A 12,724-nucleotide genomic window follows, 5' to 3' on the forward strand; every position below is an offset into this window, starting at 1 on the left:
GATGGCCGGAGACATCAGATGAACAGCGTTACGATTTCCCGTCCCACCAGGGTGCAGCCGGTAGATCCGATCTGGCGTTCGATCCGCGACGAAGCTATGGAAGCGGTCAACCGCGATCCGCTGCTGGCGGCGTTCCTCTATTCGACCATCCTCAATCAGGAAAACCTGGAAGAAGCGGTCATTCACCGGCTGGCCGAGCGCCTCGCCCATCAGGACATCGGCTCCGACCTCATCCGCCAGACGTTCAAGGCGATGGCGGCCGACGACAAGGACTGGTCGACGACGGTGCGCGTCGATATCCAGGCCTATTACGACCGTGATCCGGCCTGCGACCGCTTCATCATGCCGGTGCTCTACTTCAAGGGTTTTCACGCCATCCAGACGCACCGGCTGGCGCATTGGCTGTGGAACCAGGGCCGCCAGGACTTCGCGCTGTATTTGCAGAGCCGGTCGTCCTCGGTGTTCCAGACCGACATCAATCCGGCTGCCCGCATCGGCAAGGGCATCTTCCTCGACCACGCCACCGGCCTCGTCGTCGGCCAGACGGCGGTGATCGAGGACGACGTGTCGATCCTGCACGGCGTGACGCTGGGCGGCACCGGCAAGGCCGGCGGCGACCGCCATCCCAAGATCCGCTACGGCGTGCTGATCGGCGCCGGCGCCAAGATCCTCGGCAACATCGAGATCGGCCATTGCTCGAAGATCGCGGCCGGCTCGGTGGTGCTGTCGCCGGTACCGCACAACAAGACGGTTGCCGGCGTGCCGGCCCGCGTCGTCGGCGAGACCGGCTGCGACCAGCCTTCGCGGCAGATGGACCAGCTGTTGCCATCGCAGACGATGGACCACGTCGTCAGCTTCGACATCTGAGTGCTCGGGCAGGGGCTGAATTCCTGCCCCCCATGCCGGCTTGCCTTTACATGGCCATTGTCGACGTGCCAGAAGCGCGCTCACCAATGCATGTCGCCCAAAGTGCCCAGCGGTTTTTGGGATAGCGACATGCATGAAGCAAGATTTAAAGCGCGTCGCATCGTCTCTTCAGACGCGACGCACTTTAGCAAGCGACGATCGGAGAAGACTGTTGAAGCCGGACGAAATCAGAAAGCTGGACGCCTATTTCAAGCGCACCTTCCAGAACCCTAAACTCGAAGTGAAGGCGCGGCCGCGCAAGGAAGATTCGGCCGAGGTCTATGTCGGCGACGAGTTCCTTGGCATCGTCTTCAAGGACGAGGACGACGGGGACTATAATTTCTCGATGGCGATCCTCGACATCGACCTGGCCTGAGTCGGGAGTTTAGCTGGCCGCTACGCCTCAAGCGCTGCGGCGGTACGGAACCTTACAGGACGGCGGCGGGACAGCGCCCCTCTCTGTCCTACCGGACATCTCCCCCACGAAGGGGGAGATTGGCAGCCTCGGCGCTGCACTCTTCCTGCAACATTGGAGATTGGCGAAAGCCAAGATGACGGCCGATCTCCCCCCTCGTGGGGGAGATGTCCGGTAGGACAGAGAGGGGCGCGAAGGATCGCTACGGAACGGCTCGTTTCGTTGCTTACCGCCCGGTCTTCAGCACACGCGCTGCTTCGGCAGAAATCGCCGCGTCGAGCCCCTGCCAGTCGCCCAGGAATTCCCGGGGGAAGCGGTAGGTAAGGCTGAGATTGTCGCCGACCAGGATGTCGCGCTCGCAGGGCGCCAGCGATTCGTCCGAGCTCGGGCCGCTCAGGCAGCGTGCGACGAACGGATCCTTTCCGGGGCGATCGGCGACCGCCAGCACTTCGTTGAGATAGCCTGATTTTTCGCTGAAGGCGTAAAGCGTGGTGCCGCCAGGGCCGGGCGTACCCGGCCTGGCGATCAGCGCGCTGTAGATCGGCGCGAAGCGGCCGCTCATGTCGCGCGACATCATCTGCGGCTCGAACGACAGGAAGACGATGTCCTTGCTGGGTCCGGTGTGGTTGAAGTCGTTGCGGGCAGCCTCGCTGTAGCCGTCCATCTCGGGATAGCGCAGATAGAGGTCGAGCCGCGAGGCGATGCCGTCGCGCCGGGCCTGGGCAAAGCGGATGACATTGGCCGGCACGGCGATGACGTTGTTGCCGATGACGACCTTGTGGACCGTGGTTTCGTCGGTGTACCCGGCCATGGCGATCGAGCGGCCGAACCATTTGCCGCCAAGGCTGATCGCTACCGAAAGCAGCGCCAGCGTCGCGAACGCATAAAACACTCGCTTCATCAGCGTCGAATCGACGACGCTGAGTTGCTGGCCCTCTGTGGCGGCTGCCTGCTTCATCGCGACCCTCGTTTACCGTCCATCGGGTGTGCCTGAGCGGCACATCTCGGCCCGGCACGGCTCTTGCTTCGCAGCTTTTGCAGGCGACTTTGCGATTTCATGGTAAACGGAGGGTAAAGATGGGCCCGGTCGAACAAATCATATTCAGTTTTATGGCTGGGCTGACGGCTTGCGGCCTGGCCGGATCGGCGATGGAGCTGATCGCCGGCCGCAGGCTTGCCTTCGTCCAGCCCTATGTATCGTCGAAGCACATGCTGCGCTCGCTCGCCGCGACGGCTTGCGCCGGGCCGCTGATGTTCGCCAACGAGGCGCTGGACGGCTGGCGCGAGCGTCGCATCTCGGTGCTGGGGCTGATCTCCTGCGGCTGTACGGCGACCATCTGGGCGCTGGCGCTGGGCATGGTGGTGATCGCCATTGCGTCCTGGGCGGCTTCGCTTCTAGGGTCTGGCAGCTTGTCGGTGTGAGACGATCTGGAGACAGCAATGCCGATCTACGCGATTGACGGAAAAGCGCCCGCCTTCGAGGACGCCGACAGCAACTGGATCGCGCCCGATGCCACGCTGATCGGCAATATCAGGATCGGCCGCAATGCCGGCTTCTGGTTCGGCGTCGTCGTCCGCGGCGACGACGAGCCGATCGTCATCGGCGCCGACACAAACGTGCAGGAGCACACAATCATGCACACCGACGCCGGCTTTCCGCTGACCGTCGGCCAAGGCTGCACGATCGGCCACCGTGCCTTGCTGCATGGCTGCACGATCGGCGACAACAGCCTGATCGGCATGGGCGCCATCGTGCTGAACGGCGCGAAAATCGGCAACAACTCGCAGGTCGGCGCCGGCGCGCTGGTCACCGAAGGCAAGGAATTCCCCGACAATTCGCTGATCGTCGGCTCACCCGCGCGCGTCGTCAGGATGCTCGACGAGGCCGCAGTCGCCAGGCTGCGCGCCTCGGCCGCGCATTATGTGGCAAACGGCAGGCGGTTCAGGGCGGGGCTGAAGAAGGTCTAGCCGACCCGGAAATGGCGGAGCCGGGCCTTAAGATACCGAAGCATAACCCCTTCCAAGTCAAACCGGCTGGGCGGTCGGCCGGAACAAGATCTCGTTGATATCGACGTCGTCGGGCTCGTTGATCGCGAAGGCGACCGTTCGGGCAAACGTATCTGGCCCCACGGCGATCTTGCTCACGAAGTCCCTGGTCCCCTGCTGGATATCCTTCTCGCTGATATGCTCGAGCAACTCTGTGCTGACAGCGCCCGGCGAGATCACCGTGGTGCGGATATTGTAGGGTTTCACCTCTTTCCGCAGACCCTCGGATAGCGCACGCACCGCGAACTTGGTGGCGCAATAGACCGCCGCACCCGGGTCGACCACATGGCCGTATACGGACGAGACATTGATAATGTGCCCCGATCGCTGCTCCTTCATGTACGGAAGCGCGGCCGCGATGCCGTAAAGGACGCCCTTGATGTTGACGTCGATCATCCGGTCCCATTCGTCGACCTTGAGCCGTTCGAGCGGGGCCAACGGCATGAGGCCCGCATTGTTGAGCATCACGTCGATGCGGCCGAATTCCCGGACCGCCGTGTTCACCAGGTTCTGGACCTGGCCGGCGTGGGTGACGTCCGCAGTAACGGCCTTGGCTTTGTGCCCAGCGGCGGTCAGTTCCTGGACAAGGGCGCCGATGCGGTGTGACCGCCGTGCACCCAGGACCACGGAAGCGCCTCGTGCGGCAAGATGGCGTGCCGTCGCTTCACCGAGGCCACTGCTGGCACCGGTGATGACGACGACCTTGTTCTCGATTCCTCCGGACATGAGATTCTCCTAGACAAGAATTGAAAGAGTTCAGGTGCGGGGGCCGGCCGAGGCGGCGAGCAAGGCCGATCCCGTGAGCAGGACGGCGGCGAGAAGGAAGGCGCTCCACCAGCCGGCCACGTCGAACAGCAGGCCTCCTGCAATAGCGCCGCCTGCGATCGCGAACTGGATCAGGGCAACCTGGAGTCCGCCCCCGGCCTCCAGGTCTTCAGGGATGAGCGTGGTCATCCAGGTGTTCCACGCCACCGGGATCGGGGTCGCGAACAGTCCCCAAAGAACCAGCAGGCCGGCCGTGGCGCGTGCAAACGGTCCAAAGGCAATCAGCAGTAGAGCGAAGACCGCGAGTGCACTCGGCAGCCCGATCAGCACGGCTGTGAGGTGCCGCCGGAGTACGAAGCCGACAATCGACAGTCCCGCCACGCCACCGAGGCCGACGCCCAATAGAGCCAGTGAGAGGGTGTTGACCTCAAGGCCCGTCACGTTTTCCAGAAACGGCCGCAGATAGATCGAGAGCGCGTTCTGCCCGATGAAAGCGAGCCCGGTCGCGCCCATGCCGATGGCGAATCTGCGATTCCGCAGCAGGCCGAACATGCTCGACACCGAGGCGATCTCTATCGGCGGCATCTTCGGGAGAACGGCCAACTGCCACACGAGCGCCGCAAGGCCGATGGGGACAGTGACGAAAAAGGTTGCCCGCCATCCGATCAGCGATCCGAGGAAGCTGCCGACGGGCGCGGCGATCACCAATGCGAAGGCAGTGCCACCCTGGAGCAAGGCAATGGCCTTGGGCAGGTCGGGTCCCGCGGCCAGGCGGGCCAGAATGGCCGTCGACAGTGACCAGAAACCGCCGATCGCGGTGCCGACCAGCGCCCGCCCGGCCAGGAGGACCAGGAAGTTGGGAGCAAGCGCCACCGCCAGGCTCGATGCGGCCAGCACTGCCGTATAGACCAGAACCACCGTCCGTCGATCGACGTTTCGCAACAGCGAGTTGCCGAAGAGGCTGGTAACCACGGCGAAGAATCCGGATACCGCGATTGCCTGGCCTGCCTGACCCTCGGAGACGGCCAGATCCTGAGCGATCGGGGTGAGCAGGCTCACCGGGAGGAACTCCAGTCCGACCAGAAGGAAGGTCAGCAGCGACAGGCAGACCACCGCAGACCATGGGGTCGTCCCGCTGTCAGCAGCAGTGGCCTCGTCCAGCACGAAATCGATGGTCATAAGGCAGTCTCCTGTCCGTTCCCGAACTAAGTAGTCGGGCTGGCCAAATGCGACTAGCGGGTATAATTTTGATGTGGTTGTGAATGAGGCTCATCAATGCCACGCGACGAGTTCGCCGAAATGCGCGCGTTCCTGGAGATCACCCGGACGCGGAGCTTCACCCGAGCAGCCGCCAAGCTCGGGGTCACTCCTTCGGCCCTTAGCCACACCATCAAGTCGCTGGAGTCGCGGCTTGGCGTCCGTCTTCTGTCTCGCACCACGCGCGACGTGGCCCCGACGGCGGCCGGTCAACGCCTCAAGGAAGGCATCGAACCGCATTTCGAAGGCATCGCGGCTGAGGTCAGCGCTCTCGGCGTCCTTCGCGACAGGCCGTCCGGCAACATTCGCCTGGTGTGTACCGATGATTCGGTCGACATTGTCTTCCGCGCCCGGCTGCCAAAGTTCCTGAGCGACTTCCCCGATATCAATGTCGAGTTGGTGGTCGACAACGCCTTCACCAACATCGTCGAGCGCCAGTTCGATGCCGGCGTGCGTCTGGGCGAGTCCATTGCCCGGGATATGGTAGCCGTGCGCATCGGAGCCGACGTGACCTACACTGTGGTCGGCTCACCCCATTACTTCGCCCACCGGACACCGCCGGAGACGCCGCAGGAACTGACCGACCATAACTGCATCAACTACCGGCTGCCGACGTCAGGATCGGTCTATGCCTGGGAATTGCGGGAAGGAGCGCGCGAGTTCAGTGCTCGGGTCGAGGGGCAACTGACGCTTAACAACATGGGGCCGGCGATCCAGGCTGCGCTTGACGGAGTGGGCTTGGCCTATCTACCGCGTGAACTCGTCCTTCCACATATTGAGAGTGGCCTTCTCCAGGAAGTCCTCACCAAATGGTGCCCGACGTTCCAGGGTTACCACCTGTACTATCCAAGCCGGCGCCATCCCTCTCCGGCGTTTTCCGCCTTTGTCTACGCGTTCCGTATCAGGGGCAAGTAACAGCGTTTCGACGGCAAACGGCAGCTCGTATCCCACAAACGATCGTGAGACAGCTTGGATGACGAAGCGCAGTTGGAGGCAAAGCCGAGATAACTTTATCGAGATGCGTTCCGCCAAAAATGGTGGAGCCGGCCCGGGGACGGGGCCGGCTCCTTAAACCCGGTCGTTGGGGACGGGGAGGGTGGGGACTCGACCGGGTTTCTCCTAAAGCGCGAAGTCATGCGACGCACTTAACCTCTGCTTTATGCATGTCGTTATCCCAAAACCGCTACGCGCTTTTGGGCGACATGCCTTGGCGTCCTCAGCGGACGCTGGCGACCGCGTCGGAGCGGCCGTCGTTGATCGTCACCCAGGCGCCGGAATTCCGCTCGGACTGGCGCTTCAGGTAGGTGTAGCCGGTATTGGTCCAGGACAGCACCTTGGGCTGGAGATTGTCGAGGATGAACTCGCCAAGGCTGGTGCGCACGGTCAGCACCGCATGGCCGTCGCCATTGCGCTGGCGCACCACCGTCATCAGCAGATCGCCGGCCGGCACGCCGATGCTCATCAGCTCGCGGCGCTTTTCCAGCGCATAGTCCTCGCAGTCGCCGAAGCCGCTATTGGGAAAAGACCAGACTTCCTCCTTGCCCCACATTTCCATGTCGGTGCGCGGCGCGACCCTGCTGTTGACCGAATTATTGATCTTGACGATCGTCGCCCACAGCTTGCGGGTCAGCTCGACGGGCGCCCGGCCAGGCGTCCTCTGATTGCATTCCTGCGGAAGCTGCTGGCACATTTCGTAGTGTCCGACCGGCTGCGTGGTGCGGCCGCCGGTGTGCATGAAGGCCGGCTCCGCCGCGTTTACAGTCCCCCAACCGAAAAGCTGCATCGCTATTGCCGCCAGCAACAGCTTGCCCCTCATCCTGTTCATTATTCAGTCTCCCCGTTTGAGGAGACAATGACACGGCTGGATTTATTTGACGCAAAAGCGCGAAGTAGACATTAAGTAAAACGCCAATAGAATAAACATAAAATTTGACGCAATTGAATATAGAATTGTTTAAGGATTCCAGCCGGGCATGTTCCCATGCTTCGTCGCACCGTTCGAACAACTGGGATGGCGGGACAGAGGGGGCGCGAAGGATCGCCAGCCTCTCTTCCCGATAGTGCTAACGCTTCCGCGTCAGCCGCGCGATGAGCTGAATTCGGTATCGAGCGTTTCCGGCCGCTGGATGACGGCGAACTCGATGGCGACGCCATCTTCGAAATGCCGCACTATCTGGCCGCGCATGGTGCCCAGCGTCACCTGGACGCCGATGGCCGGCTTGACGTCGATCTCGATCGCCGCGCCAGACAGCGACAGGTCGATGATGCGGCACTGGTACTGGCGCCCGTCGGCAAGCTGCAGCACGCTCGTCGGGTTGCGCGGCGCCACGCGTTCATGGCGGCGGTCTTCCGGCAGGTCGAGCTCGTGCTTGTTGGCAAGCCAGGTCAGTTGCGCGGCGAGCTTGTCCCTCTTGCGCTCCGACGCGATGACGGTCATCGCAAAGCCATCCTGCAAAGTGCGGGTGATGACGCCTTCAATGCGGCCGATGTGATCGATATAGGCAATGACCTTTTCGCCAGCCAGGCCGGCGCGCTCGGTGCGCAGCGCAACGTTGCCGGGCGACATGTCGACCACCTGGCAGGGATGTTCGGTGCGGTCTTCCAGCATGAAGCGTCCGTAAATTTTCACGCGGACGCGCTGAAAGTTACGCCTTTCAGCTTGGGACGGCGCATGGTCGACCGCCGCTGACCTCATCACTGCCATACCCCGTTCGGCATTCCGCGCATGGATGCGGGGAATTTCAGCGGAAAACTACAACAAAGCAGGTTAACAAAGGGGAAAGCCCGGCGCCATTGCTTTAAGCTTTAGGCATCATTCCTCGCGTCCGCCGTCGAAGACGACCAGGTGACGGATGCGGCGGGCCTGGCCGAGCGCCGAAATCGTCTCGGGCGGGTCGAATTCCGACGGGGCGAGCGAGGGAACCTCTATCGCCGGCCGGTTCCCCGGGAACATCGGCTCCTTGTCGGGATCGACGACGCGGATCGAATCGATCAGCGCGTCGAGAACCGGGTCGGCGCCCAGCCAGAAGGGCTTTTCGACGGCACTTATAACACCGAGGCAACGCGGGCTCTCGACACCGCCGTCGAGCGGCAGCGCGAGCAGCTCGAACCTGTTGGAACGGCCGCTGCGGCTGAAACCCTCGTAGGTGATGAGCACCACCGATTTCAGGTCGAAGACGCCATCGGTCAGCTTCGAGATCAGCCGCTGGTCCTTCTCGCGCCACAGCGAAGGGAATGAAAACCCCTTGAGTTCGCGGCCATAGACCGCGCAGAGCCTGGTGCCGGCCAGCCGGAACACCGCTTCGCCGCGCGTGTCCTTTTCCAGGATGAACGTGTCGGCCAGCAGCGACTTGATGTCGGCGGGTTCGACTTCCGAGCGCTTCGGGGCAGGGCGTCCGTCACGCAACCGGTTCCAATAATGGAACAGCGTGATCGATCCGGTCTGGTTCATGCTAATGCTGCTCCGCGCATTCTGTCTTCTGATGTCCCATCGGTGAACAGAAGGGCGCCCTCCGAAGACCTACATGCGTTGCGGAGCAGGATGCGTGCCAGCATCGTTAATACTTGTTCACGGGTCGGGGCGGTTAAGGTTAACAACTGGTTTACGTTGCGCGCCGGCCAGGCCTGTGGCACACCAAAACCACTCCAGAAGCGGTCGTTTTGCGACGATCGGCAGCACTTCAGTCAAGAGTTCAGGGGGAGCAAGGGGGCTCGACCAGCCGTTCAAGGGAAACCTTGGACGGCTTCTTTTTTGATTCGGGGCTGCTGATTCGCCGTTTGTGATTCGGTTGGCCGTGATCTACATGCTCGCCAAGTCCAATCCAGCGACTGAGTGCAAGCCATATGAGCGACCCAGAAAGCCCACCGGAGATCGAGCAGGGCGAGAGCGGGCCTGTCGCCCGCGAACCGGAGCGCCGCGAACCGGTGTTCAACCTGCCGCCCGTGGTGCTGGCGGTGATCGGCATCTGCGTCGCGGTCCATCTGATCCGGGTCTATTGGCTGACCGACGACCAGGATTTCGAACTGCTTGTCCGGGCTGCCTTTGTCCCCATCCGCTATTCGGGCCGCTTCGATCTGGATTTCTTCGCGTTTTCGAGCCCCTTTACCTATGCCTTCCTGCATGGCGGCTTTGCCCATCTTGCCATCAACATGGTGTGGCTCGCGGCCTTCGGCTCACCGTTGGCCAACCGCTTCGGCGCGCTGCGCTTCAGCCTGTTCTTCGCCGCGACTGGACTGGCGGCGGTGGCGCTGTTCTGGGCCATGCACCCGCTTGGCGAGGCGCCGCTGGTCGGCGCCTCCGGCGCGATTTCCGGCATGATGGGCGCGGCGGCACGCTACGGCTTCCGCATCGACCGATCGTCGGGCAAGGCCGCCTTCGCCGGCCAGCCTTTGCCGATGGCCGCGGTGCTGCGCTCGCGCGGCGTCGTCACCTTTCTCGCCATGTGGATGGTGATCAACCTCGCGACCGGCCTCTTCGGCCTGGCGCCTGGCATTGACGGCCAGATCGCCTGGGAAGCCCATATTGGCGGCTTTCTTGCCGGCTTTTTCGGCCTGCGGTTTTTTGATCGGCGAGAGCAGGTGCCCCGGCAGGCGGACGAGCCGGAGACCTGAGACGGCCGCACTTGAAATGCAACCGTTCGCGGCGCACCATGTTCATCCCAGGGCAAGCCGGCCAGGGCATGAGCCGGCAGGAAATGCAGAGGAGGACGCCATGACTGTTAAGGCAATTCTCGAGGCAAAAGGCCACGACGTGGTGACGCTCGGGCCGAACGAAAAGCTCAGCGAAGCCATCCGCATGCTTTCCGAACACAGGATCGGCGCGCTGGTCATCACCAACGGCGATCACAAGATCGTCGGCATTCTTTCCGAGCGCGATGTGGTGCGGGTTCTCGCCAAAGAGGGGGCGGCGGCGCTCGACCTTGCCGTCCGCTCGGCGATGACGCCCAAGGTGAAGATCTGCAATGAGAACCACACCGTCAACGAGGTCATGGAGATCATGACCAAGGGCCGCTTCCGCCATCTGCCGGTGGAAAAGAACGGGCTGCTCGACGGCATCGTGTCGATCGGCGACGTGGTCAAGCGGCGCATCGAGGATGTCGAGCGCGAGGCCGAGGAGATCAGGGCCTATATCGCCACGGCATAGGTGACGGCGGCCGGGTTGCCGGCAGGTCGATTTTTCAAGCTGCTATCGCAGTTCATCGCGGCAGGTGCGGGCCTGTGCCGCGTCGGTGGCCTGCGGCTTTGCGCTTGTCTCTTTTGGCGGTTTGCACTAGCGAAGTTGCACAGCAAAATATGCGTTCTCGCATATCCGCAATTTCAGTATGCAGGCCCTTATGAGCATTATCGACACCCGCACGCCCGACGCCAAGCGCCTGGTTCCCGGCGCCACCGGCGACTGGGAGATCATCATCGGCCTCGAGGTCCACGCGCAGGTGACCTCGCAGGCAAAGCTGTTTTCCGGCGCCTCGACCATTTTCGGCGCGGCGCCCAACGCCAATGTCAGCCTGGTCGACGCGGCGATGCCCGGCATGCTGCCGGTCATCAACGAGGAATGCGTCAAGCAGGCGATCCGCACCGGGCTGGGCCTGAAGGCCGAGATCAACTACAAATCGGTCTTCGACAGGAAAAACTATTTCTATCCCGACCTGCCGCAGGGCTACCAGATCTCGCAGTTCAAGCAGCCGATCGTCGGCGAGGGGAAGGTGATCGTCTCGGTCGGCCCGGACCGGCAGGGCGAATTCGAGGACATCGAGGTCGGCATCGAGCGCCTGCACCTGGAGCAGGACGCCGGCAAGTCGATGCACGACCAGCATGCGACGATGTCCTATGTCGATCTCAACCGCTCCGGCGTGGCGCTGATGGAGATCGTCTCCAAGCCGGATATGCGCTCCGCCGATGAAGCCAAGGCCTATGTCACCAAGCTGCGCACCATCGTGCGCTACCTCGGCACGTGCGACGGCAATATGGACGAAGGCTCGCTGCGCGCCGACGTCAACGTCTCGGTGCGCCGGCCCGGCGGCGAATTCGGTACGCGCTGCGAGATCAAGAACGTCAACTCCATCCGTTTCATCGGCCAGGCCATCGACTACGAGGCGCGCCGCCAGATCGCCATCCTGGAGGACGGCGGCAAGATCGACCAGGAAACGCGGCTGTTCGACCCCAACAAGGGCGAAACGCGCTCGATGCGTTCCAAGGAAGAAGCGCACGACTACCGCTATTTCCCCGATCCCGACCTTCTGCCGCTGGAATTCGACCAGGCCTATATCGACGAGTTGGCAAAGGACCTGCCGGAACTTCCCGACGCGAAAAAGGCGCGGCTGATCACCTCGCTCGGCCTGTCGACCTACGACGCCTCGATTCTGGTATCGGAAAAGGCGGTCGCCGACTATTTCGAGAAGGTGGCCGCTGGTCGCGATGGCAAGCTTGCCGCCAACTGGGTCATCAACGATCTGCTGGGTGCGTTGAACAAGGCCGGCAAGGGTATTGAAAATGCTCCTGTTTCGCCCGACCAGCTTGGCGCGGTCATCGACCTGATCAAGGAAGGCACCATCTCCGGCAAGATCGCCAAGGATCTGTTCGAGATCGTCTGGAACGAGGGCGGCGATCCGTATCAGCTGGTCGAAAGCCGCGGCATGAAGCAGGTCACCGATACCGGCGCCATCGAAAAGGCGGTGGACGAGGTGATCGCGGCCAACCCGGACAAGGTCGAACAGGCGCGCGCCAAGCCGACCATGGCCGGCTGGTTCGTCGGCCAGGTGATGAAGGCGACCGGCGGCAAGGCCAACCCGCAGGCGGTCAACGAGCTGGTCAAGGCCAGGCTCGGGATCGAGTAGGATGTTCGTCCGCACCGCCGGCGAGCGCGATCTTGCGGCGGTGCGCGCATTGCTGGTCGAGACATGGCATGCCACCTATGATGCCATTTACGGCGGGGCGCGGGTCACCGAAATCACCGATGAATGGCATTCTATCGCCGCGCTCAAGGCACGGCTGACGCGGCCGAACTCGGAGTTCCTGGTCGCCGACGACGGCAAAAACATCGGCGGCATGGCTTTCGCCGCCGCTACCACGGATGCCAGGATCGTCATGCTGAACCAGCTTTACGTGCATCCGGCCTGGCAGAGGCAAGGCATCGGCCAGGCGCTGCTGGACGAGATCGAGGCCAGCTTTCCGGAGGCCCGGACGCTGCGTGTCGAGGTCGAGGAAGCAAATGCTCCGGCTGTCGCCTTCTACCGCTCGAGGGGGTTCTTGCCCGCCGGCAACACGGCCGATTGCGGCGGCGCCTCGGGATTGCCGGCGCTGGTTTTGGAGAAGGCGATCGGCTAGCTCGTTTGCCTG

At 62.8% G+C, this 12,724-nt stretch carries 15 protein-coding genes; 9 read left to right on the forward strand and 6 right to left on the reverse strand.

Annotated elements, in window-relative coordinates; translation table 11 throughout:
- The first annotated feature begins 18 nt into the window (after positions 1-18).
- The gene (gene cysE / locus NKH41_RS24210; protein ID WP_023717455.1) at positions 19-867 is read left to right on the forward strand and encodes a serine O-acetyltransferase; all 849 of its coding nucleotides are present in this window, start codon (positions 19-21) and stop codon (positions 865-867) included.
- Positions 868-1,078: 211 nt separating this feature from the next.
- Positions 1,079-1,282, forward strand: a complete 204-nt coding sequence (locus NKH41_RS24215; protein WP_023674799.1) for a DUF3126 family protein — start codon at positions 1,079-1,081, stop codon at positions 1,280-1,282.
- Between the two features lie 265 nt (positions 1,283-1,547).
- Here the strand turns inward: NKH41_RS24215 and NKH41_RS24220 are convergent, their stop codons facing one another.
- On the reverse strand, positions 1,548-2,279 hold the full coding sequence (locus NKH41_RS24220; RefSeq protein ID WP_352934320.1) for a hypothetical protein: 732 nt from the start codon (positions 2,277-2,279) through the stop codon (positions 1,548-1,550).
- Between the two features lie 119 nt (positions 2,280-2,398).
- Here NKH41_RS24220 and NKH41_RS24225 point away from each other — a divergent pair, with 119 nt between their 5' ends.
- Together NKH41_RS24225 and NKH41_RS24230 are read left to right on the forward strand one after the other, a co-directional pair.
- Positions 2,399-2,743 carry a DUF6949 family protein gene (locus NKH41_RS24225; protein ID WP_352620837.1) on the forward strand — a complete coding sequence of 115 codons (345 nt, stop codon included), beginning with the start codon at positions 2,399-2,401 and terminating at the stop codon, positions 2,741-2,743.
- An 18-nt stretch (positions 2,744-2,761) separates the two neighbouring features.
- Positions 2,762-3,289: a gamma carbonic anhydrase family protein gene (locus NKH41_RS24230; protein WP_352451109.1), complete on the forward strand. Its 528-nt coding sequence runs from the start codon at positions 2,762-2,764 to the stop codon at positions 3,287-3,289.
- 57 nt (positions 3,290-3,346) lie between these two features.
- Here the strand turns inward: NKH41_RS24230 and NKH41_RS24235 are convergent, their stop codons facing one another.
- Positions 3,347-4,093, reverse strand: coding sequence for an SDR family oxidoreductase (locus tag NKH41_RS24235; RefSeq protein ID WP_352934324.1), 747 nt, complete (start codon positions 4,091-4,093; stop codon positions 3,347-3,349).
- A gap of 30 nt (positions 4,094-4,123) precedes the next feature.
- A complete protein-coding gene (locus NKH41_RS24240) occupies positions 4,124-5,311 on the reverse strand; it encodes an MFS transporter (protein WP_352934327.1) in 1,188 nt (395 codons plus the stop codon).
- Positions 5,312-5,407: 96 nt separating this feature from the next.
- Here NKH41_RS24240 and NKH41_RS24245 point away from each other — a divergent pair, with 96 nt between their 5' ends.
- A complete protein-coding gene (locus tag NKH41_RS24245; RefSeq protein WP_352934330.1) occupies positions 5,408-6,304 on the forward strand; it encodes a LysR family transcriptional regulator in 897 nt (298 codons plus the stop codon).
- 301 nt (positions 6,305-6,605) lie between these two features.
- Here the strand turns inward: NKH41_RS24245 and NKH41_RS24250 are convergent, their stop codons facing one another.
- The 3 genes from NKH41_RS24250 to NKH41_RS24260 form a co-directional block, all read right to left on the reverse strand.
- Positions 6,606-7,205 (reverse strand): transglutaminase-like cysteine peptidase, encoded by a 600-nt coding sequence (locus NKH41_RS24250; protein ID WP_352836918.1) that lies wholly within the window; start codon positions 7,203-7,205, stop codon positions 6,606-6,608.
- A gap of 261 nt (positions 7,206-7,466) precedes the next feature.
- Positions 7,467-8,084, reverse strand: a complete 618-nt coding sequence (locus NKH41_RS24255; RefSeq protein ID WP_352458466.1) for a PilZ domain-containing protein — start codon at positions 8,082-8,084, stop codon at positions 7,467-7,469.
- Between the two features lie 117 nt (positions 8,085-8,201).
- Positions 8,202-8,840, reverse strand: coding sequence for a PAS domain-containing protein (locus tag NKH41_RS24260; RefSeq protein WP_023674809.1), 639 nt, complete (start codon positions 8,838-8,840; stop codon positions 8,202-8,204).
- A gap of 392 nt (positions 8,841-9,232) precedes the next feature.
- Here NKH41_RS24260 and NKH41_RS24265 point away from each other — a divergent pair, with 392 nt between their 5' ends.
- The 4 genes from NKH41_RS24265 to NKH41_RS24280 all read left to right on the forward strand — a co-directional run bounded on the left by NKH41_RS24265 (position 9,233) and on the right by NKH41_RS24280 (position 12,712).
- Positions 9,233-10,000 carry a rhomboid family intramembrane serine protease gene (locus tag NKH41_RS24265; protein ID WP_352614202.1) on the forward strand — a complete coding sequence of 256 codons (768 nt, stop codon included), beginning with the start codon at positions 9,233-9,235 and terminating at the stop codon, positions 9,998-10,000.
- Positions 10,001-10,100: 100 nt separating this feature from the next.
- Complete coding sequence (locus tag NKH41_RS24270) at positions 10,101-10,532, forward strand: CBS domain-containing protein (RefSeq protein WP_023674810.1); 432 nt, start codon at positions 10,101-10,103, stop codon at positions 10,530-10,532.
- Between the two features lie 190 nt (positions 10,533-10,722).
- Positions 10,723-12,222 carry an Asp-tRNA(Asn)/Glu-tRNA(Gln) amidotransferase subunit GatB gene (gatB, locus tag NKH41_RS24275; protein ID WP_352934334.1) on the forward strand — a complete coding sequence of 500 codons (1,500 nt, stop codon included), beginning with the start codon at positions 10,723-10,725 and terminating at the stop codon, positions 12,220-12,222.
- 1 nt (position 12,223) lies between these two features.
- Positions 12,224-12,712 (forward strand): GNAT family N-acetyltransferase, encoded by a 489-nt coding sequence (locus NKH41_RS24280; protein WP_352934337.1) that lies wholly within the window; start codon positions 12,224-12,226, stop codon positions 12,710-12,712.
- Positions 12,713-12,724: the final 12 nt, after the last annotated feature.

Source organism: Mesorhizobium sp. M1169, assembly GCF_040318345.1.
GTDB lineage: Bacteria > Pseudomonadota > Alphaproteobacteria > Rhizobiales > Rhizobiaceae > Mesorhizobium.